At 61.4% G+C, this 25,209-nt stretch carries 20 protein-coding genes; 6 read left to right on the top strand and 14 right to left on the bottom strand.

Annotation, left to right across the window (positions count from 1 at the left end; translation table 11 throughout):
• Nucleotides 1-151 precede the first annotated feature (151 nt).
• The 10 genes from MKZ87_RS06700 to glgA all read right to left on the bottom strand — a co-directional run bounded on the left by MKZ87_RS06700 (nucleotide 152) and on the right by glgA (nucleotide 14,041).
• Complete coding sequence (locus tag MKZ87_RS06700; RefSeq protein ID WP_085700688.1) at nucleotides 152-811, bottom strand: glycosyltransferase; 660 nt, start codon at nucleotides 809-811, stop codon at nucleotides 152-154.
• Nucleotides 808-1,407 carry an SAM-dependent methyltransferase gene (locus MKZ87_RS06695; RefSeq protein WP_266200457.1) on the bottom strand — a complete coding sequence of 200 codons (600 nt, stop codon included), beginning with the start codon at nucleotides 1,405-1,407 and terminating at the stop codon, nucleotides 808-810. The genes MKZ87_RS06700 and MKZ87_RS06695 overlap by 4 nt, the downstream gene beginning before the upstream one ends.
• Nucleotides 1,404-2,162: a PIG-L deacetylase family protein gene (locus MKZ87_RS06690; protein WP_266200581.1), complete on the bottom strand. Its 759-nt coding sequence runs from the start codon at nucleotides 2,160-2,162 to the stop codon at nucleotides 1,404-1,406. Before MKZ87_RS06690 ends, MKZ87_RS06695 begins: the two co-directional genes overlap by 4 nt.
• Nucleotides 2,159-3,157 (bottom strand): acyl-CoA dehydrogenase family protein, encoded by a 999-nt coding sequence (locus MKZ87_RS06685; RefSeq protein ID WP_266200456.1) that lies wholly within the window; start codon nucleotides 3,155-3,157, stop codon nucleotides 2,159-2,161. Before MKZ87_RS06685 ends, MKZ87_RS06690 begins: the two co-directional genes overlap by 4 nt.
• Nucleotide 3,158: 1 nt before the next feature.
• A complete protein-coding gene (glgX, locus tag MKZ87_RS06680; protein WP_085700684.1) occupies nucleotides 3,159-5,318 on the bottom strand; it encodes a glycogen debranching protein GlgX in 2,160 nt (719 codons plus the stop codon).
• Between the two features lie 108 nt (nucleotides 5,319-5,426).
• Nucleotides 5,427-5,759, bottom strand: a complete 333-nt coding sequence (locus MKZ87_RS06675; protein ID WP_085700683.1) for a DUF2934 domain-containing protein — start codon at nucleotides 5,757-5,759, stop codon at nucleotides 5,427-5,429.
• A 29-nt stretch (nucleotides 5,760-5,788) separates the two neighbouring features.
• Nucleotides 5,789-8,563, bottom strand: a complete 2,775-nt coding sequence (locus MKZ87_RS06670) for a malto-oligosyltrehalose synthase (RefSeq protein WP_266200455.1) — start codon at nucleotides 8,561-8,563, stop codon at nucleotides 5,789-5,791.
• Nucleotides 8,560-10,638, bottom strand: a complete 2,079-nt coding sequence (gene malQ, locus MKZ87_RS06665) for a 4-alpha-glucanotransferase (protein ID WP_266200454.1) — start codon at nucleotides 10,636-10,638, stop codon at nucleotides 8,560-8,562. Before malQ ends, MKZ87_RS06670 begins: the two co-directional genes overlap by 4 nt.
• Nucleotides 10,635-12,437 (bottom strand): malto-oligosyltrehalose trehalohydrolase, encoded by a 1,803-nt coding sequence (gene treZ, locus MKZ87_RS06660; protein ID WP_266200453.1) that lies wholly within the window; start codon nucleotides 12,435-12,437, stop codon nucleotides 10,635-10,637. The genes malQ and treZ overlap by 4 nt, the downstream gene beginning before the upstream one ends.
• A 17-nt stretch (nucleotides 12,438-12,454) precedes the next feature.
• The gene (gene glgA / locus MKZ87_RS06655) at nucleotides 12,455-14,041 is read right to left on the bottom strand and encodes a glycogen synthase GlgA (RefSeq protein WP_085704028.1); all 1,587 of its coding nucleotides are present in this window, start codon (nucleotides 14,039-14,041) and stop codon (nucleotides 12,455-12,457) included.
• A gap of 636 nt (nucleotides 14,042-14,677) precedes the next feature.
• On the opposite strand from glgA, the gene MKZ87_RS06645 reads away from it, so the two are divergent.
• The 6 genes from MKZ87_RS06645 (at nucleotide 14,678) to MKZ87_RS06620 (ending at nucleotide 22,073) form a co-directional block, all read left to right on the top strand.
• Nucleotides 14,678-18,241 (top strand): toxin VasX, encoded by a 3,564-nt coding sequence (locus tag MKZ87_RS06645; protein WP_323873468.1) that lies wholly within the window; start codon nucleotides 14,678-14,680, stop codon nucleotides 18,239-18,241.
• Nucleotides 18,222-19,349, top strand: a complete 1,128-nt coding sequence (locus tag MKZ87_RS06640) for a hypothetical protein (protein WP_266200452.1) — start codon at nucleotides 18,222-18,224, stop codon at nucleotides 19,347-19,349. Before MKZ87_RS06645 ends, MKZ87_RS06640 begins: the two co-directional genes overlap by 20 nt.
• The gene (locus MKZ87_RS06635) at nucleotides 19,346-19,591 is read left to right on the top strand and encodes a hypothetical protein (RefSeq protein ID WP_139834842.1); all 246 of its coding nucleotides are present in this window, start codon (nucleotides 19,346-19,348) and stop codon (nucleotides 19,589-19,591) included. The genes MKZ87_RS06640 and MKZ87_RS06635 overlap by 4 nt, the downstream gene beginning before the upstream one ends.
• Nucleotides 19,581-20,711 carry a hypothetical protein gene (locus MKZ87_RS06630; RefSeq protein ID WP_266200451.1) on the top strand — a complete coding sequence of 377 codons (1,131 nt, stop codon included), beginning with the start codon at nucleotides 19,581-19,583 and terminating at the stop codon, nucleotides 20,709-20,711. Before MKZ87_RS06635 ends, MKZ87_RS06630 begins: the two co-directional genes overlap by 11 nt.
• A complete protein-coding gene (locus tag MKZ87_RS06625; protein WP_139834841.1) occupies nucleotides 20,708-20,953 on the top strand; it encodes a hypothetical protein in 246 nt (81 codons plus the stop codon). The genes MKZ87_RS06630 and MKZ87_RS06625 overlap by 4 nt, the downstream gene beginning before the upstream one ends.
• 370 nt (nucleotides 20,954-21,323) lie before the next feature.
• On the top strand, nucleotides 21,324-22,073 hold the full coding sequence (locus MKZ87_RS06620) for a hypothetical protein (RefSeq protein WP_266200450.1): 750 nt from the start codon (nucleotides 21,324-21,326) through the stop codon (nucleotides 22,071-22,073).
• 34 nt (nucleotides 22,074-22,107) lie between these two features.
• Here the strand turns inward: MKZ87_RS06620 and MKZ87_RS06615 are convergent, their stop codons facing one another.
• The 4 genes from MKZ87_RS06615 to MKZ87_RS06600 form a co-directional block, all read right to left on the bottom strand.
• Entirely contained in the window at nucleotides 22,108-23,088 is a 981-nt protein-coding gene (locus tag MKZ87_RS06615) for a D-2-hydroxyacid dehydrogenase family protein (protein WP_266200449.1), read from the bottom strand.
• A 13-nt stretch (nucleotides 23,089-23,101) separates the two neighbouring features.
• Entirely contained in the window at nucleotides 23,102-24,127 is a 1,026-nt protein-coding gene (locus tag MKZ87_RS06610) for an alpha/beta fold hydrolase (protein ID WP_085703074.1), read from the bottom strand.
• Nucleotides 24,128-24,212: 85 nt separating this feature from the next.
• A complete protein-coding gene (locus MKZ87_RS06605) occupies nucleotides 24,213-24,647 on the bottom strand; it encodes a YqaA family protein (protein ID WP_227235473.1) in 435 nt (144 codons plus the stop codon).
• Complete coding sequence (locus MKZ87_RS06600; RefSeq protein WP_266200448.1) at nucleotides 24,647-25,093, bottom strand: DUF411 domain-containing protein; 447 nt, start codon at nucleotides 25,091-25,093, stop codon at nucleotides 24,647-24,649. The genes MKZ87_RS06605 and MKZ87_RS06600 overlap by 1 nt, the downstream gene beginning before the upstream one ends.
• Between the last annotated feature and the right edge of the window lie 116 nt (nucleotides 25,094-25,209).

Below are 25,209 nucleotides of genomic sequence, written 5' to 3'. Positions count from 1 at the left end.
GTCGTACAAGCGCTGGTCATTCCAGGCGTGTTCGACCCGTGAAGGCTGGTGGAAAGCCCTGCAGCGCTCCGAACCCTGGATTGCTGCGCAGCAGAGTATTGCTCAAGACGGGCGGTTCGTCGCGTCACAGATCAACCTGATCCGCTTTTTTTTATTCAGTCTGTGCCAACTGTCGCAGATAGTCGCCAAAACCGCCCCGTGCGCGACTGTCCAGACGGGCGCTGGTGATGACTTGCGGACGATGGCTCCAGGCGATGCTGGCTCCTGAACGCTCGAGTTGACGCACCAGCTGCACGTCCTCATCTCGGGGCAACGGCTCGAAGCCGCCGGCGCGGACATAGGCTTGCGCGCTGACACCCAGATTGGCGCCATGGATGTGCCGGTGGCCATCGCAGGCCCGGTAATCACGGTGATAGCGAATCTGTGCCGCCTCATCGAACCCGTCTTGCCAGCGGTCAACGGTCACCGTGCCGCACACCGCATCGGTGCCCAGCCCCAGCTGTGCCACCAACCAATCCTCGGCGACGCGGCTGTCGGCGTCCGAGCAGGAAATCCAGCGCGCACCGCGCTCAAGCAGGTGTTGTGCGCCAACGGCACGGGCCTGACCGACATTGCGCGCTTCGATGCTCAATGCTTGCACCGGGTATTGGCTGACGATGTGTGCCGAGCGATCGGTACAACTGTCGAGCACTACGAGGATTTCCACCGGTTCACCGGCCAGCAGGGAGTTTTCGGCGGCTCGCAAGGCCGCGCGCAGGCATTCATCGAGCCATTGCTCTTCGTTGTGCGCAGGAATCAGGATGCCGATCATCGCAACCCCTCCAGCGCGGCCACCGAACGGGGTTCGCGGCTCCAGACTTCCAGCAGAAAGTCCGCTTCCTGATGCAGAACCAGTCGCGGCAGGTGCAACTGTTCGTGAATCAGGTCGTGAACCTGTCGCGCATTGAGCGGGCAACCTTCGATGGGCGGGCGCCAGTGACAGGCCAGCAGTTGCCCGTCCGCCGTCAATGAATCGCTGATGCGCCGGATGACTTCCGTCAGATCCTGCCGGTCGAGGTAGTAGCCGATTTCGCTAAATACAACCAGGTCGAATTTTTCCTCAGGCCAGTCGCTCGGCAAGCGCCCGTGCCGCACCTCGGCGTGGTCAAACAGGCTCAGCCGAGTACGCGCCAGATTGGCAGCGGCGGCGCTGGTGTCGCAGCACAACAGCCGATCGCAGCGCCCGGCCAGCGCCGCACTCAGTTCACCATTGGCGCACCCCGGTTCGAAGATGGCCCGATAGTGCGGACGGGGCAGGGCCGCCAGCGTCACGAGGCGTTTGCGTTGTTCGTACCAGCGCTGGCGAAATCCCCAGGGGTCGTTGTTGCCCGTGAACAGGCCTTCGAAGTAGCGGTCCTCGACACTCATAGAAAGACCACCTCGAACGGTTGCAGCAATCGATCGATGACATAGGGCGCGAGCACCGGAGCGAGTCCGGCTTGCGGATCGCCTTCCAGCTGGCTGGCGAACGCATGCACCGCGTGGCGTTTGCGCGCGACCTGTGCGGGGCTGAGCAAAATCTTGCGCGCCCGCTCCCACGGCACGACGGCGTCTTCGGGGGTTGCCCAGTGCCAGGTCCAGACCGGCAGTTCGTGGCAGATCGCGCCCACGGGCCGGGCCGCCTCGACACTGGCACGGCCGACAGCTTCGTGGTCGCTGTGGCCGTCTTCGCGCCAGGTGGTGAAGATCACATCGTCGGGATGCAGGTAGCGGGTCAGGTATTCGCACAGCATCGACTCGCTCGCGGCGACCTGGGTGTCGGGGAAGCCGCCGCGCAGCCATTGCAACTGGTGCATGGGCAGGCCGAGGCGGCGCAGGGCTTCGGCGGACTCCTGCGGGCGCACCACGCTCAGGCGCTCCACCGGCCAGCGATCCGATCCCGGATGACTGGCGCTGCCATCGGTGACCGAGATCAATTGCAGGGTTCGGCCCGCCGCCGCGAGCCGTTGCAGCAGTCCGCCGCAACCGAGCACTTCATCATCCGGATGCGGCGCGATCACCACCGCCCGCGATCCCGGCGGTACCAGCTCGAGAATGTCGATGCTGTTCACCGCCGCCAGATGACGTGAGCCCTGCCATTCGTGCAGTGAGGTTCCCTCGCCGACGATCGGATTGCGCTTCATAAGGCCCAACCCTCGCGCGGTTGCTGAGCGATCAGTTGGCCCAATGCCGCCAGATCACGTTCGGCGTGGCTCTGGCGCAGATACACCGGCAAGTCCGCCGCCAGGCGGGCAAAGTGTGGATCCTTGCAGAACGGCCCGGCGCCGAGTGCCCGACCGGTCTCGCGAATGACCTGTTCGGCGGCATCCTCGATCACGGCGCGCACGCGGCGGGCCAGCAACTCGGCGTTGCGGTGAGGATTGCTGTCGATGTTCAGGGCACTGACCCGCAGCACCTCAGCGGCCCCGTGCAAGGCGCTGCCGACGGCGCCGAGACTGGCCAGCGCGTGGGGCTCTTCACGTCGCGCACATTGCTGGCGCAAGCGCTCGCCGATCTCCCTCGCGGCGCCGTACCAGCACGCGGCGATCCCGATCCCGCCGTGCCAGAAACCCGGACGTTGCAGATAGTCGCCAGGGTCGCCGATCGCCTGGGCCTCGACATCGTCGAACAGCACTTCGACGCTGCCGGTGGCCGCCATACCGACCGCTTGCCAGCCCTGATCGGTCACGGTCACACCCGGTTGATCGAGGGCCACGGCCACCAGTTGCTGACGATCGTCCTCATCCCATGCGGTGAGCAGGGTGTGACTGAGCACCGCCGCCCCGGAGCACCAGGCCTTGCGCCCGTTCAACCGCACCATTTGCCCCGACCGGCTGACCCGAACCCGCGCCTGCGGTGGTTCGGCCGCCCACATACCCCATGTGCTGCCGGGCGTCGGCGAGCCACCCAGTTGCTCGATGATCGCCAACGCGTCGGTATGGCCTTCGTAGAGTTTGCACAGCCCCAGATCATGCCCGCCGACCTCGGACAGCCGTTGCCAGCGCTCCAGCGTGCGGCCGCTGCCGGGCAGTGGCAGACGGTCGAGACCGGCCTCGACCATTTCCCGCAGACACAGCCCGAGAGCGGTGGTATCGCGGTAATCCGGCGCGTGCCGTGAGAGATAGCCGGGCAAGTCCATGTCAGTCCTCTTCTTCGCGTTGCAGTTCAAACAGCAGCAGCGAACGCCCGGTGACCGAATACTCGTGACCGAACGTGAAGCGCTCCTGACCCCGGATCGATGGTTGGTTGGTGTCGATCATGCAGGTCCAGAAGCTGCCTTCAGGCACTTCCGGCAAGGTGAAGTTGACGATGTCGTGATGGGCGTTGAACACCAGCAGCAACGTGGCGTCGGCGCCCTTGCGGCGGATCCCGGTTTCCTGCGCGCGACCGTCGAGCAACATACCCATGCAGCGGTTGTGCGCGTCATGCCAGTGTTCGGTGGTCATCTCCGTGGCATCCGGCGCGAGCCAGGTCACGTCCTTGACGCCGATGTCCTCGTTGTATTCGCCCACCAGAAAACGCCCGCGTCGCAGGATCGGGTAGGCCAGGCGCAACTTGATCAGGCGTTTGACGAATTTCAGCAGCGCCTTGCCGTCCTCGCTCAGGTCCCAGTTGACCCAGCCGATTTCGCTGTCCTGGCAATAGGCATTGTTGTTGCCGTCCTGGGTGCGGGCGAATTCGTCGCCGGCCACCAGCATCGGCGTGCCCTGGGACAGCAGCAAGGTGGCGAAGAAGTTGCGCATCTGCCGGTGGCGCAGCGCATTGATTTCCGGATCGTCGGTGGGGCCTTCGACGCCGTGGTTCCATGACAGGTTGTTGTTACTGCCGTCCTGATTGTTTTCGTCGTTGGCCTCATTGTGCTTGTCGTTGTAGGAGACCAGATCGTTGAGGGTAAAACCGTCGTGGGCAGTGACGAAATTCACCGACGAATAAGGCCGGCGGCCGCGCTGGTTGAACATTTCCCCGGAGGCGGTCATGCGACTGGCGAAGTCGGCGAGCTGGCCGTCGTCGCCTTTCCAGAACGCGCGTACGGTGTCGCGGAACTTGTCGTTCCACTCGACCCAGCCCGGCGGGAAGTTGCCGACCTGATAACCGCCGGGGCCACAGTCCCAAGGCTCGGCGATCATTTTCACCTGGCGCAGTACCGGGTCCTGGCGGCAAGCGACAAGGAAACTGTGGCGCTCGTCGAAACCGTCGTGATAACGGCCGAGGATGGTCGCCAGGTCGAAACGGAAGCCGTCGACGTGCATTTCGCTGGCCCAATAGCGCAGCGAGTCGGTGACCATTTGCAGCACGCATGGGTGGCTCAGGTCGAGGGTGTTGCCGGTGCCGGAATCGTTGATGTAGAAGCGCTTGTCGTCCGGCATCAAGCGGTAGTACGAGGCATTGTCGATCCCGCGCATCGACAGGGTCGGGCCTTGCTCGTTGCCCTCGGCGGTGTGGTTGTAGACCACGTCGAGAATCACTTCGAGATTGGCATCGTGCAGGTGCGCGACCATTTCCTTGAACTCGGCAATCTTGCCGCTGGCCAGGTAGCGCGGGTCCGGAGCGAAGAACGCGATGCTGTTGTAGCCCCAGTAATTGGTCATGCCTTTGTGCAACAGATGCTGATCGTTAACGAAGGCGTGGATCGGTAACAGTTCGACGGTCGACACACCCAGTTTGCGGATGTGTTCAAGCACATCTTCGACCATCAGCCCGGCAAACGTCCCGCGTACGTTCTCCGGCACGGACGGGTGGCGCATGCTGATGCCGCGCACGTGGGTCTCATAAATGATGGTCTTGTCCCACGGCACGCTGACGCGATGGTCGTGTCCCCAGGTGTGTGCCGGGTCGATGACTTTGCACTTGGGGACGAAGGGCGCGCTGTCGCGCTCGTCGAAACTGAGGTCGGCGTCCGGGTGACCGATGGTGTAGCCGAACAGCGCCTCTGACCATTTCAACTCGCCGACCAGTTGTTTGGCGTACGGATCGATCAGCAATTTGTTGTGGTTGAAGCGGTGGCCGTTGGCCGGGTCGTACGGGCCGTAAACCCGGTAACCGTAAATCAGCCCGGGATGCGCATCGGGCAGATAGCCGTGGTAGATCTCGTCGGTGTATTCCGGGAGTTCGATGCGTTCGAGTTCGACTTCGCCGGCATCGTCGAAAATGCACAGCTCAACCTTGGTGGCGTTGGCGGAAAACAGCGCGAAGTTGACCCCCAGACCATCCCAGGTCGCACCGAGCGGGAAGGGCAAGCCTTCACGGATGCGCGAGGGTTCGGCGTGCGCGGCGGGCTCGGCTTTCTTTGGACGGGTCATAGGTGCTCCTGCAAAAAATCGGGGGTGGGTATTTTTTCGAGGACGAGTGCGCCCTCGGTGGCGAGCGAACCCGCCACACGGTCATTCAATTCAATGGTTGGGGACGCGTCAGACCGCTGGCGGCTTGCGCGGTGCGCGAGGTTTTTTCTCTGAGGCTTTTTCGCCCGGGGGAATAACTTTGGCGGCACTGGCTGGCTTGGCCTTGGCCGCGGTCGCTTTGGGTTTGGCTACGGGCGCCTTGCCGTCGGCGGCTTTGCTGGTGGCGGTCTTGCCGGCAGTTTTACTGCCGGCGGCCTTGGGCGATTTCTTCGGTGCCAGCGCTTCGGCTTCGGCCAGTTTGCGCGCCATCTCCCAGTGGCGAGCTTCCTGGCCTTCGGGTTTTCCTTCTGATTCCCAGATCTGATAGGCGAATTCGCGGATGCGTTTATCGTCGGTACTCATCGCAATGCTCCTGAACTGAACTCATGCTGCTAGACGTGTTGAATAAGCAGATTGACCGGGAAATCCCCCAGCGCGGCGCTGACGTGCAGCTCCCTGTTTTTTGTGACTGCGCTGCTTGAAAAAAGTCCCTTCAGATTTTCGTCAGAGGCGTCGAACGGTAAAACCACCCGCGTATCGCCCCAGCGCAGCGCATCGACCTTCGGTATGGCACTGTTTTCCAGCAGTGTTGCGCAACGGATCGGCACGACTACGATGACCCGTTGCCCCCCATGCTCGCGGGCAAACGCGAGCACGTTGTGCGCCTGGCTGCCCAGCACCTCGAGGGCCTGGTACGAACCGCGGCGGAACAATTCGCTGTGTTCGGTGCGCAACTGCAGCACCTGAGCGATCAAGGCCTGCTTGATGCGCCCGTCACGCCAACCCGATAACAGCTCCTGGGCGGGCGTCGCCTTCAGGGTCTGTTCGCGCAGGCCGTAGTCCACCGGCCGGCGGTTGTCGGGATCGACCAGACTGAAATCCCAATACTCGTTGCCCTGATACAGATCCGGCACCCCCGGCACCGTCATGCGCAGCAAGGTTTGCGCCAGCCCGTTAAGGGCGCCGGCCGCGGCGATGCTGTTGACGGTCTTGGCCAGCGCCCCGCGCAGCAGTTCGCCTTCGGGGGCCAGCAGCAATTGTTCGGTGAACGCTTGGGCTGCGTTTTCGTAAGCCTCGTTCGGCGCACTCCAGCTGCTTTGCAGCTTGGCTTCGCGCAGGGCTTTCTGCTGCCACTGCCAGACACGCTTGGCGTAGTCGGCGAAACCGGCCTGATCGTCGTCGCGCAGGTCCAGCGGCCAACTGCCGAGCAGCGCCTGATAGAGGATCAATTCGTCTGCCGACGACGGCAGTTGATCGTCATGGCGCAGCGGCCGGGCGAGGGCGCGCCACAACTCGACCTGTTCGGCGTACCAGTGGCTGCGTTCGCTGAGCACGGCCAGCCGCGCGCGGGTGTCTTCGCCGCGCTTGTGATCATGGGTGGCGGTGGCCAGCAGGTTGTCCGGGAAGCTCGCCAGCCGTTGCTGGTTCACCGCGTGAAAGTCGCTGACCGGCGCGCTGAACTGTTCGGTGTTGTAGCCGACGTCATTGCGCGACAGCAGCACCGCCGAGCGATACAGCGCGGTGTCTTCCACCGCTTTGGCGGCGGCTGGCGAGGTGAGTTGCTGAAAGCGCACGCAGGCGTGTTTCAGAATCTTGCGCGAACGGCCACGGGGCTTGCGTCGCCACGGCTGGCCGCCGAGCCAGCCGGCTACGGAGTCCAGCACTGGCCAATCGGCTTCGCTCAATGCCTGCCGCGCCCCGTCCATGGCCTGTTGGAAAAACACCTCGTCCCGCGCGGAGCGGCCCATCGGAGTGATGTAAGTGCGATAGACCGGGAAGTGCACGATCAGCGCCTGCAACACCCGGCGGATCGAGCCGAGCGTGAGGTCGCGGGTCATCAGGTCATCGCGCGCCACTTGCAGCAGGGCCTGGGCGACGCTTTCGCAATCGCTGGCCAGCGAACCGTTGAGGATCTGCTGGCGCGCCAGTTGCGCCTCTTCGATAAACGCAGAGGGACGTTCGGTGCGACGTTTCCACAAATCGCCCAGCACATGTTCGCCGTCCGGGTCGTGTTGCAGCAGCGACAACTGATTCATGAATTCGTAACCGGTGCTGCCGTCCACGGACCAGTCGGTGGGCAGGGTTTCACCGTCGCCAAGAATCTTCTCGACGTAGATCGGCAAGTGTCGGCCCGGTGCCAGGTGGTCGAGGCGCCGGCGCAGTTTGCGGCAGTAACTGCGCGGATCGGCGAGGCCGTCGATGTGGTCGATGCGCAGGCCGTCGATCAGGCCTTCGCCGATCAACTGGAAAATCTTGCCGTGGGTGGCCTCGAACACCGCCGGACGCTCGACGCGCAAACCGCCAAGTTCGTTGATGTCGAAGAAGCGCCGCCAGTTGATGTCATCCGCCGCCGTGCGCCAGCTCGCCAGACGATAGCTTTGCCGCTCGAGCAATTGGTGCAGGCGCTGAAACCCGTCTTCGGTCTTCGAATCATAGCGGGTCAGGTTGCGCTGGATGGCCTGCAGAACGTCGGGGTCGCTGGCCAGTTGCTGAAGTTCTTCCTTGAGCGGGAGGGCCAGCGAGCGGGCGTCGGTCTGATAACTGAGCGCGCTGAAGCGGTCGGCGAGGGCTTTGAGCGCTTCGTTCGAGGTGTCATCGGCTTTGAGCAGTTCGCCGTAATCGCCGGGGCAGATCGGGAAGTGGTGTTCGTAGTGCTCGACATGGAAGGTACCGCTCTCGGCGTTGAACACCAGCGGCAGGGTCGCGTCCTGTAGCGCGACGCCGTAATCGCTGCCAAGAAACGGCAGCAGCAACTGGCCTTCCATCAAGGGGTCAGGCGAGTGCCACTGAATGTCGAAGAACTCGCCGTAGGGGCTGAGCCGTCCCCATTCCAGCAGATCGAGCCACCACGGGTTGTCGCCGCCACCGACGGCCATGTGATTGGAGACGATGTCGAGGATCAGCCCCATGCCATGCTCGCGCAGGCTGGCGACCAGGCGACGCAAGGCCGGCTCGCCGCCGAGTTCCGGATTGACGCGGGTCGGGTCGACCACATCGTAGCCGTGCATCGAGCCCGCGCGGGCGGCGAGCAACGGCGAGGCATAAATGTGGCTGATGCCGAGCCGGGCGAAGTACGGCACCAGCGGTACTGCTTGATCAAGGGTAAAGCCGCGATGAAACTGCAGGCGGACCGTGGCCCGCGTTGTCTGGATAGGCAATGTACTCATCGGTCACGCTCGGCTGCCTGAAGACGCGCGCAAGCCAACAGTTCCAGGCGCCTCGCGGCGTCGACGCCATCAAGCAGCGCTTCACTGGTGCCGGGCAGGCGGCGCGACCAGTTGGGGTGGGTGTCGATGGTGCCGGGCAGGTTGGCCTGTTCGTCGAGGCCCAATGCATCTTCCAGTGGCAGCAGCACCAACGGCGCTCGGGTGTGGCCGAGGAAACGTACAGCGGCGTCGACCACCTGATCGGCCTCGTGGGATTCCTCGCGAAAGTTTTGCGGATCCTGGCTCAGTGCACCGCGCAGGCCCTCGCGCTCGCGTTCGCGATAGCGGCGCCAATCGATTTCGCCATTGGCATCGATGAGCCCGAGCCGCGCGTTCCAGTCTATGTCGCGACCATGCCACCAGCCATTGAGTGTCGGTAGATCGTGGGTGCTGGTGGTCGCGAGGGCGTTGTCCGGCCAGTCGAGTATCGGCTTGAAAAAAGTGTTGTCCTGTTCGAACAACAGCACGCGCATGCCGAGCATGGCGCGGGCGATGAGTTTTTCCCGCAGGCCATCGGGCACGGTGCCGAGGTCTTCACCGAGCACGATCGCTTGATGGCGATGGGACTCGAGGGTCAGCAGACGCAGCAGGTCGTCCACCGGGTAATACAGGTAGGCGCCGTCCGCCGGGGCTGCACCGTTGGGAATCACCCATAACCGTTGCAGACCCATGACATGGTCGATGCGCAGCCCGCCGGCATGGGCGAAGTTCGCGCGCAGCATGTCGATGAACGCGCGAAAACCGTTGCGCACCAGACCTTCCGGGGAAAACGCGGAAATGCCCCAGCCCTGTCCGGATCGATTGAGAATGTCCGGTGGCGCGCCGACGGTCAGCGAGGCCAGCAGTTCATCCTGAAAACTCCAGGCCTGGCTGCCGGCACCGTCGGCACCCACCGCCAGGTCGGCGATCAGGCCGATGCCCATGCCGGCGCTGCGGGCGGCGGTCTGTGCGCGTTCCAGGCAGCGGTGGATCAGCCATTGGCAGAATGCGAAGTAGCTGATGCGCTCGGCGTACTCCTCGGCAAACGCGCCGAGGGCGGCGCCGCGCGGGTCCTGCCAGTGTTCCGGCCATTGGCGCCAGTCGAGGCTTTCGCCTTGGGCGGCGCGCATTTCCTGGATGGCTTCGAAGCGGCAATGGTTTTCCAACGCTTCGCCACCGGCATCGCGGAAGCTGGAGAAGTCTGCATGTAACGGGTGTTCGCCACTGATGAAACCGTCGTACAAGGCTTGCAGCAGTTTCAGTTTGGCCTCGGCGGCTTTTGGCCAGTCGATCAGTTTCAGGTTTTCCAGTTGTTCGAACTGATCGGTCAGGCCGGCTGCGGCAATCGCATCGCGCAGCGCGCGCTCGCCAAGAATTGCGCCGGGCGCGGCGTACAGCGCATTGAGAAACAGCCGACTGGACGGCGAGTAGGGGCTATAGCGCCCGGTGTCGGCGCTGAACATCGCATGCAGCGGGCTGATCGCCAGCGCATCGGCACCACGCTCACCGGCCACCCGGGCCAGTTCTTCCAGGGCCTGGGTGTCGCCGAAGCCGCCATCGCCGGGGCGGCGCAAGCCATAAAGCTGCACGCTCAGGCCCCACACGCGGGGGATCGGACTGTCCACCGCGTCTCCGACGCTGAAGCAGCGTTCCGGTGCCACGGCGAGAGTGAATTGTTGATCGGCGATGTGCACTTGCTGGTAGCCGACCGGAATCTCGCCCGGCAACACGGCCTTGGCGTCCAGCTTGAGGCTCAGGCGCGAGCCGTCTTCAAGGTGAATCTCGCAAGGGGTTTCGGGTTGGAAATAGCGGGCCAGGTCCAGGCCAACGCCGACGTCTGCGGTGAGCAGTGGAGGCAGCTGGCGGTTTTCCTGTACTTGTTGCAGTTCGAGCAGGCTGGCGTCGATTTCCTGGGCCGTTCCGGCCGGGTGACCGAGGCCGGTCAAAACATTGCGCAGCACCGCCGGGGCGACTTTTTGCTGGCGGCCATTGGCGTCGATCCAGTCGACGGCAAGGCCGGCCCGGCTGGCGAGAATTTCCAGTTGCGCATCGCTCATAGGCGCTCTCCATCCAAGGGTGGCAAAGGGGTTGCGGCCGTGAGGCTGACGAGCGCGCAATACGGGGGCAGTTGCCCCTCATCCGTGAGACCGGCGGTGGAGGGCTGGCGGAACAGCCACACCGATTCGGTCTGTGGAAGGTTGACCACTGGCGTGTCGCCGAGGTTCAGGTCGATTCGCAGCTCGCTGCCATCGCCCAGCCGCCAGCGTGCGCTGACGGCGCCACGGCCCAGTACGTGGGCGCCTAGCGCCTGCGTACCGGGCAAATGCGCAATGATGTGCTGGTGGCGCAACTGCAACAGTTGCCGATACAGCGCCAGTGTCGCCTGCTGTGCCGGCGTACCGCAGCCGGTCAGGCGCGGTTGCGAGGCATGGAAAGTCTGCGCGGCGTTGGGATCGGGAATCTGCTCCCGTCGCTGTGGGTCGGCGAAGGCGCTGAATGCTGCGAATTCGTTGCGTCGGCCTTCGCGCACGAGCTTGGCCAATTCGCCGTGATGGCTGGTGAAGAACAGGAACGGTTGTTCGGCAGCGTATTCGTCGCCCATGAACATCAGCGGAATCATCGGCGATAGCAGCAACAGCACCGTGGCGGCTTGAAGCGCGCGCGGGTCGGCCAATTGATGCAGGCGTTCGCCAAAGGCGCGGTTGCCGATCTGGTCATGGTTCTGCAGGAACAGCACGAACGCGGTGGAGGGCAGATGCTCGCTGGGCTCGCCACGGGGCGTGCCATGTCGGGTGGTATGCCCCTGAAACACGAAGCCCTGGCTCAGGCAGCGGGCCAGTTGTTCGGTGGGTTGCTCGGCGTAGTCGGCGTAATAGGCGTCGGTCTCGCCGGTCAGCAGCACATGCAAAGCGTTGTGGCCGTCATCGTTCCACTGAGCATCGTAGGCGTCTTCCAGCAGGCTGGCCTGATTGTGTTCATTCTCCACGGTCAGCCAGACGTGGCGGGTCGGGTCGATCTGCTGACGTACGCGCCGGGCGAGTTCCTGAAGGAAATCCGGGTCCTCGATGGCGTGCACCGCGTCCAGGCGCAGGCCGTCGAAACGGTATTCCAGCAGCCACATCAATGCGTTTTCGATGAAGAAGTCCCGCACTTCGCGACGACGAAAATCGATGGCCGCGCCCCACGGCGTATGTTTGTCTTCGCGAAAAAAGCCTTTGGCGTAGCGATGCAGATAATTGCCGTCGGGACCGAAATGGTTGTAAACCACGTCGAGAATCACCGCCAGGCCATAACCGTGGGCGCTGTCGATCAGGTGTTTGAGTTGTTCCGGCGTGCCGTAACTCGCTTGCGGCGCGTAATGCAGCACACCGTCGTAGCCCCAGTTGCGATCACCGGGAAATTGCGCAATCGGCATCAGTTCAATGGCCGTGATGCCGAGCCCGGCCAGACGCGCCAGATGCTGCTCGACTTCGGCAAACCCGCCGAGTGCACCGACATGCAGTTCGTAGATCACCGCCTCATTCCACGGCCTGCCGTGCCAGGTGGTGTTGCGCCAGGAATAAAGATGAGGATCGACCACCACGCTGTGACGGTCGAGGTCTCCGTCCTGCGCCCTGGAGGCGGGGTCGGGCACCTCCAGTTCGCCATCGATATTGAAACGGTAGCGGCTGCCGGCCGGGCAACGGCTCTTGATCACGAACCAGCCATCGCCTTGAGGCAGCATGGGCAGGGACTGACCGTCGTCCAGCTCGACGCTGACGTAAAACGCATCCGGCGCCCACAACGCGAACTGCGTGTGGTCGGCATCCAGCATGATCGCGCCGTGTGGCCAGCTTTCAGGTGTCCGTGACGCCATCGTTGAAACCTCCCTGGTTATTTGTGGTGCGTTTTGCCCAGCGCCTTGGTCACCAGTTGTTCGTAGAGTTCGGCGTAGGGTTCGACGGCTTTGCACCAGTTGAACGGCGCGGCCATCGCCCGGCAGCGCATCGCGTGCAGCAGTTCCGGGAAAGCAAACACCTTGAACGCGCGGCTCAGGGCTTCGCGGTAGCTGTCCGGTGTCGATTCGTTGAAGAGGAAACCGGTGACGCCGTTTTCGATGGTGTCGGCCAGCCCGCCGGTATTGCGTGCCACCGGCAGCGAGCCGAAACGCTGGGCGTACATCTGGCTCAGGCCGCAAGGCTCGTAACGCGATGGCATCAGCAGGAAATCGCTGCCGGCAAACATGCGCCGGGCGTCGGTTTCATTGAAGCCGATGCGCACGCCGATCTGGCCGGGGAAACGCAGCGCCAGCTCGCGCATGGCCTGTTCTTCTTCCGGTTCGCCACGACCGATGATCGCGATCTGGCCACCGTTCTGGACGATGTATTCCGACACCGCTTCGGTCAGGTCCAGGCCTTTTTGATAGACCAGACGCGAAACCACGGCAAACAGCGGGCCTTCGGAGTCATGCAGACCGAACAGTTCGCGCACGTGGGCGGCGTTGATTGCCTTGCCTTCCCAGTCGCCGATGGCGAACGGCGCGAACAGGTGCGGATCGGTGGCGGCGTCCCAGCTTTCATCGATGCCGTTGGGGATGCCGCTGAGCAAACCTTGCTGGGTCTTGGCGGCGAGAAAGCCGTCCAGACCACAGCCGAAATCCGGGGTGGTGATTTCTTGCGCATAGGTGGCGCTGACCGTGGTGATGTGGCTCGAATAGGCCATGCCGGCCTTGAGGAACGACATCTTGCCGTAGAACTCCATGCCTTCCTGTTGCAGGGCATGGGCGGGAATCCCGAGTTCCGGGCACGAGCCCAGACTGGTCACGCCTTGATAGGCGAGGTTGTGAATAGTGAACAGAGTCGGCGTGCGCTGCCCGCGCCAGTGCATGTAGGCAGGCGCCAGCCCGGCCGGCCAGTCGTGGGCGTGCACCAGATCCGGGCACCAGTGGATTTGGGCGAGGTTGGCGGCGATATCGGCAGCTGCCAGGCCCAGACGGGCGAAGCGAATGTGGTTGTCCGGCCAGTCGCGACCGTTGTTGGCGCCATAAGGGCCGCCGTCGCGGGCATAGAGTTCAGGGCAGATCAGGACATAAATCACCAGACCATCGGGCATGTCCATGCGCCCGATCTTGCAGGGCGGCAGTGCGGCGTGGCCACCCAGTTCGCCGATGATATGGATCGGATTCTCGCTGTTCATCACTTGCGGGTAACCGGGGATCAACACCCGGACGTCATGCAGATGCGCCATGGCGCGGGGCAGGGCGGCAGAAACGTCTCCCAGACCACCGGTCTTCACCAGATCGGCGATTTCCGAGGTCACGAACAACACTTTCTTCTTGTTGGGGTTCTGACTGGCCACTGGCGTCAGTGTCTTGGTGCCCGGGACGTTGATCGACCGGCTGCCGGGAACGCTTACGGTGCTCGATTCACCCATCGGCTGATGAGCCCGTTCTCCCTGAATTTCCAATGCCGCACTGATCATATGAATCTCCCGTTTTGTTTGATCTGATTCTTGTCTTGAACAAGCGATGTCCATGGCCAAGTCCTGTGGCCGGGCGCAAACGCGCCACGCATCGGTGAGCAAACGCTACCCAACACGCGCAAGCAGAATGGGTGAAGAGGCCGTTGCAAGGAACGAACCAAACGCTTTGGCCCAGTTGTTCAGATGACCCGGTGCGATCAGCAAAAGTTTCGATTAATTTTCGGCTTTGTGACCGCTCGGTTTAGCTCCGCGAAAACCAGTCTAGGTCAGATCCTAGAGCGGGCCAGGGCAATCGGATGAATTGTTCGACAATCGGTGGGAAGACCTCGAATCTTGCGGGCTGCACGGTGTAACGCACCGACGAAGTGCATGTTTGCCCGTACGAGTGGATCACAACAGTGACTTGTTGGTCGCGATTTAGAGCGCTTCGTGTGGGCGGCTGCACTGTTGCGGTGCGCAGTTTGTTGCCGTGTAGTTCATTTTTCAGAGACGCATCCTACAAGAAGCCTGGAAGTATCTGACTGCGCCTGAGCGCGAAGCCCAGCAAAGTCCTGTGTTTGGATATCACCAGGACCTGTGAATGTTTACCGTCGCTCACTCAGTCACCATCAGGTTCGTCACCGGGATGGCGCGCCCATGACCCATCCCGCCATCCTCGACGCTGCCGCCGCCTCGAAAGCCCCCATCGTTGCGCCCGCAGCTTGCCCGCTGGAACAAACCCATGTGCAACTGCTGCCGTTGAGCTACGGCCTGGTGGAAAGAGCGTTCGATCCGGGCACCGAATTGAAATTGCCGTACACCTTGACCGCGCGCCCGCTGGGCATCCGTCGTCTGCGTGATGGCTGGCTGTACATCATCGACAGCCTCAGCGGCGAGTTGTACGAATACCGAATGCTCGACGGTATCGTCACGGCGCTGCTGCATCAGGGCAAACAGGTCAGCGAGGATCAGCGCACAGCAATTGAAGAGCGTCCGGCGCTGATCTTTCCCCGGCAAAGTACGTTGTACGTGACCTTTGCCGAGGTGCAGTGGACGGCAAGCAAATGCCATCAGGTGCTGGACAGCCGCGAAGAGCGCAACCATTTCATGCAGGCGGTCGATCTTGCACCGGTGAATTGTTTGACCGGTGGGGAGCATTTGCTCACCGTCGAGCAGACCCGGCAGTGGCTGGCGGAAGTGGCGGCGGGGGCCGAGCCGGTTGCCGATGCGGACGCGACGCGGATGCCCACCGTGCAGGTCAGCGACGCCCCCGAGCACGAGCGTGAACCTTATCTGTGGGAGCAACCCCGGCGCTTTCGCGAGGCGCACATCGGCGAATTCCTCGGCCGGGTGCGCGGGCCCTATCAGGACGACACGCTGTTTCTGCTGGTCAACGACGATCTGGGGGTGATGCGCGATCTGGCCGAGTACCAGGACACCGTGGTCGGCTGGGTCGATGAGTGGAGCAACACCGGCAACAACGCGCGCGATTATCTGCTCGCCAGTTACATCGAGTCGCTGAGCCAACTGAGCGGCGCCGATGTCGACGGATTGGCCAAGGCCAGCGAACAGCCGCAGGCCAAAGCCCTGTTTGCCGATCTGGAGCAGTTGCCCGAGCCGGATCGCGAAAATACGCGCAAGGCGTTGCTCGATTACTTGAACAAGGGCGGGGATGTCCAGGCCGATGGGCCGGCGCCGCCCGAACTGCAAAAACTGCGCGCTCAGGGTTTTGATGACGGCATGGGACAGAATCGTCTGGCCCCTACGGCTGAGGTGGATCGGCGTTTTTATACCCGCCAGTACTTCGAAGCCGTCGCCCCCGAGGAATTTGTCGAACAGCATCTGGAGACGCTGATCCGCCTCGGCAAGGATCAGGATCGGCGCATCAAGGACGTGCTCGACGGCCCGCTGCTCAGCGGCAAACGCGGGGTCAACGACCTGATCGACCGCCCGGCGATGGACGAGCGACTGAACCTGCTGCGTGACGACCTCGGTCGCTGGAACCGCCTGCTCGAACGCATCACCGCCGACCGCACGCAACTGTTGGTCGCCGGACGCTTCCATCGTTCGGCCTGGTACTACGACGCGCAAGTGGCGGCGCAACTCCATCAAGCCCTCAGCGCCGAATACGCCTGCCTCAAGGACCTGTGCCGCAGCGATGAAGCGAGCGAAAAAGTGCTCGGTTATCTGGAGGAACACCCGGAACTGACCCGAACCGTCTTCTACACCTTGCCGCTGCGCCTGCAATCGGAGCAGAGCGGGCAATACTCGACACTGTTCAACGCTCTCATGGCCACGTTCAACAACCTGCCGGACTGGCTGGCCAAACTGAAAATGATCGAACAACCGCAACTGCCGGCCCTCGACGACATGCCCGAACACACCCGCGTCGTCGCGGCGGCGGTGCAGGACACTTACAGCCCGGCACTGAACCTGGGCCTGAACCGCGTGCTGGAAGGCTTCGACCTGTCGGGCGAGAAAATCCCCGACCTCGACGAACTGTTCCAGCGCCTGCCCAAAGCACTGCGCCTGCGCCTGTTCGACGCGGCGAAAACCAGCGGCGTGACCTTCACCGTCGCCAGCCCCGCAGAGCAGTCCGCGCTGCAAACGGCGATCAAGGAAGTTCTGCGCGAACGCGAATACCTCAAGACCCTCAACCGTGAGCGCAACCAGATCACCCACAACAAGAATCGCCAAGGACACAAAACCCCAAGGGCGATGGAGTTGCAGGAAGAAATCGTCCGGGTGCGGGCGCAGTTGACCCGGATCGAAGCGCAACTGGCGGGGGCGCTGAGCCCGATTGCCGAACTGCCGGACCAATCGGCCCGGTTGTACGGCGCGACGCCTGCAAGAGCAGGGGTGACGGTGGTGTTTCCGCCGGCACAGCAACAGGAACTGCGCGGGTTGTTGGGGAATATTCGGATGGGGTTGGGTGGGGTGTCGGCGGGGAGTCTGGTGAAGACGGAAGGGATGGGGTTGGTGGTGGTTTTGGTGCAGGTGGTGAATTTGGTGGGGGCAGCAAAGGAGCTGAAACAGCAGTCCAAGAACGAAAGGAGTTGGGGGCCGGTTTTGAATGCCTTGATGGCCACTGGTGCTGCTGGGTTCACGGCGGCACAAAGTCTGGCTGATACGGCATTGAAAGCTCGGGGCACGGCGCTTGTTGCTGGGCTTCAGCATCATGCCTTGCAGCACGTGCATGTGCAGATGGGGAAATTACATATTGGGTTGGGAGGTTTTACATACTTTCTAGGATTTTTAGCTTCGTTCTCCAACCTAAAGAATCAGCTTAAAAGTTGGCAGCAGGCAATTCGTAGTGGAAATGTTGCAGCCGAGAGAAGCGCGGCTTTAGCCACAATCGGTGCAACTGGTATGACAGCGGTTAACTCTTACGGGTTGGGTCATACAGTTCACGCTGGGTACAACGTGCTGGCTGCGGAAAACACTGCGGCACGAAGAGCTGCTTGGGCGGCAGCCGGCACACGCCTTTCTACCGTGTTTTTCCGCTTCAACTTGGCGGGCGCGTTATTCACAGTTTTGGAATTCAGCGGCACTTGGCTGTTCAACCGCTACAACCTTAGCGCCCACGACAAGTGGCTAAAGATCACGCCTTGGAGCCGGGACACGGAAATGCGCGGTGATCACACACTGGATGACTATCAAAGCTATCTGGCCTTTCTGATCCACGCGCCTTATGCGCAACTTGGCCCAAATCCATACGACTCCTGGCTGAAAAAACTGTTGTTCAAAGCCAAACCCAGCGATATCCATCTGGTGCTGCCAAGACTGACGTTGAGTGATCTCTTGCCTCCTTGGGGAGGCAAACCGAAATATCGATTAGGTATTGGCGCGCACCGTATTTCCATTCCCTTGCATAGCCGAGGAGCGCCGCGAGAACGCAAGGACGTGATCAGCGATCAGATTTTAAGTAGCCTGCGCATCGTCAACTCAACGCCCGAGGGACTGGTGCTTTGTCTTCACTACCCGGTGGATCCTGATTCGGAGTTCACTCCCGCGAAAGAAACGTTGGAACTGGCAGTTTGCATTCAAAAAATGGGTGACAAAGGCGAGTGGACGTCGCGGACTCGCGTCATACATCTAGACCCAAAGGGTGAAGGGCATTTCGCTGTTGTCACGGCTCAACTAGTCAAGGGGAACCCGCCCATGCTACTGGTTGAAACACAATTTCTGGAGCAGGCCGATCATGCTGAATTATCTCGATAAGTTAGATATGCCGCCGCCTGAAAAGCCCAGAAGAGCAGGCGATATCGAGCCCTTCCCGAGCGGAAAAATTACCTCTCTCGCTCCACTGCCATTACCAACACTAATGCCACCTTACGGTCCGCATATTGGTGAGCTGAATGATGGGTACATGGACTTTGGATTAGGAACTCCTCAAGTTTTCATGTGGCAAGTGACTGTTGGATTGCCGTTCAGTGGGATGTTCTTGGTCGCATTCTTATTTCCGCTTATTGGCGGTTTCATGTTCCTTTTATTTGGCATGGGCTGGGATGATATTTCTCACGCAATCAAGGGTATTTTCGATGAATCTTTTGGACTCGCTTTGTTAGGCGGCTTTTGGGCTCTTTCCATTTGTATTGGAGTCTGGCACCACAACCACAAAAAACGCGCCTCAATCATCCCGACCCGCTTCAACCGCCAACGCTGCGAAGTCTGCTTCATGCCCGAGGGCGCCACCGAGCCAGTGTTCGTCCCCTGGGAATCCCTCTCCGCCTGGATCATCGAAGCCCAGGGCGCCACCCAATACGGCATCCATCGCCAATACGGCATGGGCATCGGCTTCTACGAAGGCGAAACCCTCACCAGCCTCGAATTCCAATGCGCCGGCCTGCCCCTCGCGATCAGCCATTGGGAAGCCATTCGCGGCTACATGGAATACGAGGTCAACGACCTCAAATCGATCCAGGATCTGCAAGACCTGCAAGGCCCCGACGACCCGCCTCACGAAGGCCTGCACACCTTCCGCAACGCCCGAGCGCGCATGCACCAGCAGATCCACGACGGTTCACGTTCTCGGCTGTCGGGTTTCTTCTGGTACCTCTATCACGTCATGACCTTGTGGACGATTCCCAACCACCTCGTCGAATGGGAAGTGCGGCGTCTCGAACGGATCGGCAAACAGGCCCTGCCCGAGGCCATGCGCCAATGGTCGGAGCCTCTGCCGAAAGAGCAGTGGGCCAAACCGAGTGAAGAGTTGCTGCGGCTGAGCGAGCAGGTACGTCAACTGCAAAAGCGCCAGCCGCATCGGCCGATCACCGAGATCTTTGCCGAGGTGCAGCGCACGGCATCTACGGGTAAGCGCCGCGCATGAATTGTTTTCCCAAACAGCGAACGGGGGCCGAATTCACGCCAGCGAGGGAAACACTGGAGTTGGCCGTTTGTATTCAGAACTTGAACGACAAAGGTGAATGGACATCGCGCACCCGTGTCATTCATATCGACCCAAGGGGAGAAGGGCATTTTGCAGTGGTTGCTCCACAACTGGTCGAAGAGAAACCACCGGTTCTAATGGTTGAAACGCAGTTTCTGGAGCAGGCCGACCATGCTGAATAATCACATTGAACCTGTAGTTATCTCGCAAATTGAGACACCTCGAAAAGCAGGAGATGTCGAGCCAATTCCGAGCGGTAAGGTCACTTATCTCGCACCGTTGCCATTGCCAACCTCTATACCTGCTTATGGACCTCATGTCGGGGAGATGAATGATGGTTTCCTGGATTTTGGTTTGGGATCACCGCAAGTATTTATGTGGCAAATGACTTTAGGTGGACCATTCAGCGTGACCTGTACGGTTTTATTTCTCTTCCCGCTGATTACAGGATTTCTTGGGGTCATTTTTGGATATGGACAGGAAGCCATATGGGATTCGATGGCCGCAATCTTTGAAGAGGCATGGGAAAACATAATGTTCACAGGCCCTCTCATGCTCCCAATAACCTTGGGAGTCTGGCACCACAACCACAAAAAACGCGCCTCAATCATCCCAACCCGCTTCAACCGCCAACGCCGCGAAGTCTGCTTCATGCCCGAGGGCGCCACTGAGCCGGTCTTCGTCCCCTGGGAATCCCTCTCCGCCTGGATCATCGAAGCCCAGGGCGCCACCCAATACGGCATTCACCGCCAGTACGGCATGGGCATCGGTTTCTACGAAGGCGAAACCCTCACCAGCCTCGAATTCCAATGCGCCGGCCTGCCACTCGCGATCAGCCATTGGGAAGCCATTCGCGGCTACATGGAATACGAAATCCACGACCTCAAACCGATCCAGGATCTGCAAGACTTGCAAGGCCCCGACGACCCACCTCACGAAGGCCTGCACACCTTCCGTAATGCCCGAGCGCGCATGCATCAGCAGATCCGCGACGGCTCTCGTTCGCAGCTGTCGGGTTTCTTCTGGTACCTCTATCACGTCATGACCTTGTGGACGATTCCCAACCGCCTCGTCGAATGGGAAGTGCGCCGCCTCGAACGGATCGGCAAACAGGCCCTGCCCGAGGCCATGCGCCAATGGTCGGAGCCGCTGCCGAAAGAGCAGTGGGCCAAGCCGAGTGAAGAGCTGCTGCGGCTGAGTGAGCAAGTACGCCAACTGCAAAAGCGCCAGCCGCATCGACCGATCACCGAGATATTTGCCGAGGTGCAGCGCATGGGATCTACGGGTAAGCGCCGCGCATGAATTGTTTTCCCAAACAGCGAACGGGGGCCGAATTCACACCAGCGAAGGAAACTCTGGAGTTGGCTGTTTGTGTTCAGAGCCTGGACGACAAAGGTGAATGGACATCCCGCACCCGTGTCATTCATATCGATCCTCGGGGTGATGGTCATTTTTCAGTGGTTGCTCCTGAACTCGTCAAAGAGAAACCGCCGATTTTGCTTGTCGAAACCCAGTTTTTAGAGCAGGCCGATCATGCCGAATAATCTCGTCGAGCCATTGGTTGTGCAGCAGCTTGAACAACCCAGAAAGGCAGGAGATACGGAGCCGTTTCCGAGTGGGCAAATTACTTATGTCTCTCCGCTGCCATTACCAACACTAATGCCACCTTACGGCCCACATATCGGTGAGTTGAATAATGAGTACATGGACTTTGGGTTGGGGTCGCCACAAGTCTTTTCTTGGCAGGTCGTATTGGGTGGACCATTGAGCGTGTCTTTCACAGTAGTTTTCTTATTCCCACTGATTACCGGGTTTTTGGGAGTTATTTTTGGGTACGGGCAGGAAGCCATTTGGGACTCGATGGTCGGTATCTTTGAAATAGCCTGCGAGAACATATCGTTCACTGGCCCATTCATGCTGCTCATCACCCTCGGCGTCTGGCACCACAACCACAAAAAACGCGCCTCAATCATCCCGACCCGCTTCAACCGCCAACGCCGCGAAGTCTGCTTCATGCCCGAGGGCGCCACTGAGCCGGTCTTCGTCCCCTGGGAATCCCTCTCCGCCTGGATCATCGAAGCCCAGGGCGCCACCCAATACGGCATCCACCGCCAATACGGCATGGGCATCGGCTTCTACCACGGCGAAACCCTTACCAGCCTCGAATTCCAATGCGCCGGCCTGCCGCTTGCCATTAGCCATTGGGAAGCCATTCGCGGCTACATGGAATACGAAATCCACGACCTCAAATCGATCCAGGATCTGCAAGACCTGCAAGGCCCCGACGACCCGCCCCACGAAGGCCTGCACACCTTCCGCAATGCCCGCGCACGCATGCACCAGCAGATCCACGACGGTTCACGTTCTCGGCTGTCGGGTTTCTTCTGGTACCTCTATCACGTCATGACCTTGTGGACGATTCCCAATCGACTCGTCGAATGGGAAGTGCGGCGTCTCGAAAGGATCGGCAAGCAAGCGCTGCCCGAGGCCATGCGCCAATGGTCGGAGCCGCTGCCGAAAGAGCAGTGGGCCAAACCGAGTGAAGAGCTGCTGCGGCTGAGCGAGCAGGTACGTCAACTGCAAAAGCGCCAGCCGCATCGGCCGATCACCGAGATTTTTGCCGAGGTGCAGCGTATGGCATCGACCAACGGTCGCCGAGCATGAGTGGATGTTATCGATGGCGAGGTTGCCCGGTGGCTTAGCCACCACCGGTCAAGGCGTCCGATCTGTTCAACAGCCGGATGGGGTTTCCCGCCGACCAGGCCTGAATGTCCTCGATCATCTGCGAAAAGAACAACTCATAGTTCTGGCGGCTGACATACCCGACATGGGGCGTGGCCAGCACGTTGTCGAGGGTGCGAAACGGGTGCAGGGCCGGCAGCGGTTCCTGATCGAACACGTCCAGGGCCGCACCGGCGATGCGCTGTTTCTGCAAGGCCTTGATCAGCGCCGCTTCGTCGACAATCGGCCCGCGCGCGGTGTTCACCAGCAGCGCGGTCGGCTTCATCCAGCCCAGTGCCTGGGCATCGACGAGACCCCGGCTGCGGTCGCTGAGCACCAGGTGCACCGACAGCACGTCAGCCTGTTCGAACAGCTGTTGCTTGCTGACATAGGTGACGCCGGCCTGTTCGGCGCGCTCGGCGGTGAGGTTTTCGCTCCAGGCGATGACGCGCATGCCGAACACCTGACCGAACTGCGCCACCCGCTGGCCGATGCTGCCGAGCCCGAGAATGCCGAGGGTCTTGCCGTGCAGGTCGCCACCCAGCCCTTGCTGCCACTGGCCGGCGCGCAAGGCGTTGGCTTCGTTCACCAGATTGCGGGTGGCGGCCATGATCAGCGCCCAGGTCAGTTCCGGCGCCGCGTGCTTATAGCTGTCGGTGCCGCAGACCTTGATCCCGAGCCGGGCGGCGGCCGGCATGTCCAGCGCCGCGTTGCGCATGCCGCCGGTGACCAGCAGCTTCAGGTTCGGCAAGCGCTTGAGCAGGTCCTCATCGAAGCGCGTGCGTTCACGCATCACGCAGATCACTTCGTATGGGCCCAGACGCTCGGCCAGTGTGGCGTTGTCCGCCGGGTAGTCATGGACAAAGGTCACTTTGCCGAGACTGTCGAGCACCAACCAGTCGACTACGCCCCGCGCGACGTCCTGCCAGTCATCGATCACCGCAATCTGCACCGCCATCAGCGTTACCTCTTCAACGAACGGGATTGGTTTTGTCCAGCCAGCCCAGCAGTGCCTGGTGGAACTTCGCCGGCTCTTCCATCTGCGGGGCGTGGCCCATGCCGGGGAACTCCACCAGCGTGGACTGAGGAATCAGTTTGGCAACCTGCTTGCCCAGCACCTCGTAGTGACCGATTTTGGCCTTCACTTCCGGCGGCGCGATGTCCTTGCCGATGGCGGTTGTGTCGGAAGTGCCGATCAGCAGCAGGGTCGGCATCTTCAGGTCCTTGAACTCGTAGTACACCGGCTGGGTGAAGATCATGTCGTAGATCAGCGCCGAGTTCCATGCGACCTGAGTCTTGCCCGGGCCGTTACTCAGCCCGGCGAGCATGTCGACCCAGCGGTCGAATTCGGGTTTCCAGCGCCCGTCGTAATAGGTCGTGCGTTCATAGTCACGAATGCCTTGGGCGGTGACTTTCAATTCGCGCTGATACCACTGATCGACGCTGCGATAGGGAACGCCGAGGGCTTTCCAGTCTTCCAGGCCGATCGGATTGACCAGCGCCAGTTGCTCGACCTGATCCGGGTATTGCAGCGCATAACGGGTGGCAAGCATGCCGCCGGTGGAGTGGCCGAGCAGGGTGGCTTTCTGGATGCCCAGGGCCTTGAGCAGTTGCTGGGTGTTGGCCGCCAGTTGCTGGAAGGTGTACTGGTAGTGATCGGGTTTGCTGGAGGTGCAGAAACCGATCTGGTCCGGGGCAACCACCCGGTAGCCGGCTTCGCTCAAGGCCTGGATCGAACTGTCCCAGGTCGCGCCGCAGAAATTCTTGCCGTGCATCAGGACCACGGTGCGCCCGTTGGCCTTGCCGTGGGCGGCGACGTCCATGTAACCCATTTGCAGCGACTTGCCCTGGGACTGAAAGGCAAAGTGCTTGAGGGTGTAGGGATAATCGAAACCTTGCAGTTCCGGGCCGTATTGCGGGCCTTCGGCGTGAGCAAGCAGGGGCAGGGCGGCGGTCAGCAACAGGCCGGGCAGCCAGCGGGTCAGCGACACAGACATAAGACAACTCCACAAGAAATCGGCCGAGGCTGGAACGGCCGGATTAGGGCGACGTTAAACACAGGCAATGTCCGGGCCCGATCGTTCAACCGAGCCAGCCCAGGGTGAGTATCGCCAGCACCCCGTAACGGGCGCCTTTGGCGATAGTGACGATTAACAGGAATCGTCCAAGAGGTTCGCGCATGACCCCGGCGATCAACGTCAGTGGATCGCCGATGACCGGCAACCAGCTGAACAGTAGCGACCAGTGACCATAGCGCTGATAGTGAACCCGGGCGCGTTCCATATGTTTGCGGCTGACAGGAAACCAGCGCCGGTCCTGAAACCGTTCCAGCCCGCGCCCCAGCCACCAGTTCACCAGCGAACCGAGGACGTTGCCCAGCGTCGCCACCGCCAGCAGGCCCCAAAGCCAGTAACGATCGCTGACCAGCAACCCGACCAGCACGGCTTCCGATTGCAGCGGCAACAGGGTTGCTGCACCAAACGCGGCCAGGAACAGCCCGAGATAACCCGCCGTCATCAACGGGCCGGGTAATCCGCCACCACCACATCGCCGCCGTCTTTCTTCAGGCCGATCACTTGATACGCATCGCTCATGCCGTCCATTTCCATGCCGGGCGAGCCCATCGGCATACCCGGTGCAGCAACGCCAAGCAGGTCGTCGCGCTTGCTCAGGGCCAGCACCTGTTCCGCCGGAACATGGCCTTCGACGAATTTGCCGTTGATGATCGCCGTGTGGCAGGACGCCAGACGCGGCGGTACGCCGTGTTGTTGCTTGAAGCTGCTCATGTCGGATTCGACGTGGTCTTCGACCTTGAAGCCATTGGCTTCCAGGTGGCTGATCCACTTCTTGCAGCAGCCGCAGTTGGCGTCGCGGTGGACTTCGATCGGGATGAGGTCGGCGGCTTGCGCCAGGGAGGAGATAAACAATGCGCTCAGGGCGGCCAGACGCAGATGGTTTCGCATGGAGGGCTCTCGGCTCAAAGGAGATACGGTCAAAAAAGGAAGGCATTTTGACCGGTTTTTCCTGCCGGGCATCAACGGAGTGTTTCCAAGTGATACGAGGCAGGCCTACCAACATG

It is taken from the genome of Pseudomonas sp. MCal1, from assembly GCF_026341415.1.
Classification (GTDB): Bacteria; Pseudomonadota; Gammaproteobacteria; order Pseudomonadales; family Pseudomonadaceae; genus Aquipseudomonas.
This window is presented reverse-complemented; position numbering and strand designations above follow the sequence as displayed.

What these genes read in the sequence shown, in the direction of transcription:
- MKZ87_RS06700 (WP_085700688.1), bottom strand. Translation starts at nt 811, where the DNA reads ATGATCGGCATCCTGATTCCTGCGCACAACGAAGAGCAATGGCTCGAT.
- MKZ87_RS06695 (WP_266200457.1), bottom strand. Translation starts at nt 1,407, where the DNA reads ATGAGTGTCGAGGACCGCTACTTCGAAGGCCTGTTCACGGGCAACAAC.
- MKZ87_RS06690 (WP_266200581.1), bottom strand. Translation starts at nt 2,162, where the DNA reads ATGAAGCGCAATCCGATCGTCGGCGAGGGAACCTCACTGCACGAATGG.
- MKZ87_RS06685 (WP_266200456.1), bottom strand. Translation starts at nt 3,157, where the DNA reads ATGGACTTGCCCGGCTATCTCTCACGGCACGCGCCGGATTACCGCGAT.
- glgX (WP_085700684.1), bottom strand. Translation starts at nt 5,318, where the DNA reads ATGACCCGTCCAAAGAAAGCCGAGCCCGCCGCGCACGCCGAACCCTCG.
- MKZ87_RS06675 (WP_085700683.1), bottom strand. Translation starts at nt 5,759, where the DNA reads ATGAGTACCGACGATAAACGCATCCGCGAATTCGCCTATCAGATCTGG.
- MKZ87_RS06670 (WP_266200455.1), bottom strand. Translation starts at nt 8,563, where the DNA reads ATGAGTACATTGCCTATCCAGACAACGCGGGCCACGGTCCGCCTGCAG.
- malQ (WP_266200454.1), bottom strand. Translation starts at nt 10,638, where the DNA reads ATGAGCGATGCGCAACTGGAAATTCTCGCCAGCCGGGCCGGCCTTGCC.
- treZ (WP_266200453.1), bottom strand. Translation starts at nt 12,437, where the DNA reads ATGGCGTCACGGACACCTGAAAGCTGGCCACACGGCGCGATCATGCTG.
- glgA (WP_085704028.1), bottom strand. Translation starts at nt 14,041, where the DNA reads ATGATCAGTGCGGCATTGGAAATTCAGGGAGAACGGGCTCATCAGCCG.
- MKZ87_RS06645 (WP_323873468.1), top strand. Translation starts at nt 14,678, where the DNA reads ATGACCCATCCCGCCATCCTCGACGCTGCCGCCGCCTCGAAAGCCCCC.
- MKZ87_RS06640 (WP_266200452.1), top strand. Translation starts at nt 18,222, where the DNA reads ATGCTGAATTATCTCGATAAGTTAGATATGCCGCCGCCTGAAAAGCCC.
- MKZ87_RS06635 (WP_139834842.1), top strand. Translation starts at nt 19,346, where the DNA reads ATGAATTGTTTTCCCAAACAGCGAACGGGGGCCGAATTCACGCCAGCG.
- MKZ87_RS06630 (WP_266200451.1), top strand. Translation starts at nt 19,581, where the DNA reads ATGCTGAATAATCACATTGAACCTGTAGTTATCTCGCAAATTGAGACA.
- MKZ87_RS06625 (WP_139834841.1), top strand. Translation starts at nt 20,708, where the DNA reads ATGAATTGTTTTCCCAAACAGCGAACGGGGGCCGAATTCACACCAGCG.
- MKZ87_RS06620 (WP_266200450.1), top strand. Translation starts at nt 21,324, where the DNA reads ATGCTGCTCATCACCCTCGGCGTCTGGCACCACAACCACAAAAAACGC.
- MKZ87_RS06615 (WP_266200449.1), bottom strand. Translation starts at nt 23,088, where the DNA reads ATGGCGGTGCAGATTGCGGTGATCGATGACTGGCAGGACGTCGCGCGG.
- MKZ87_RS06610 (WP_085703074.1), bottom strand. Translation starts at nt 24,127, where the DNA reads ATGTCTGTGTCGCTGACCCGCTGGCTGCCCGGCCTGTTGCTGACCGCC.
- MKZ87_RS06605 (WP_227235473.1), bottom strand. Translation starts at nt 24,647, where the DNA reads ATGACGGCGGGTTATCTCGGGCTGTTCCTGGCCGCGTTTGGTGCAGCA.
- MKZ87_RS06600 (WP_266200448.1), bottom strand. Translation starts at nt 25,093, where the DNA reads ATGCGAAACCATCTGCGTCTGGCCGCCCTGAGCGCATTGTTTATCTCC.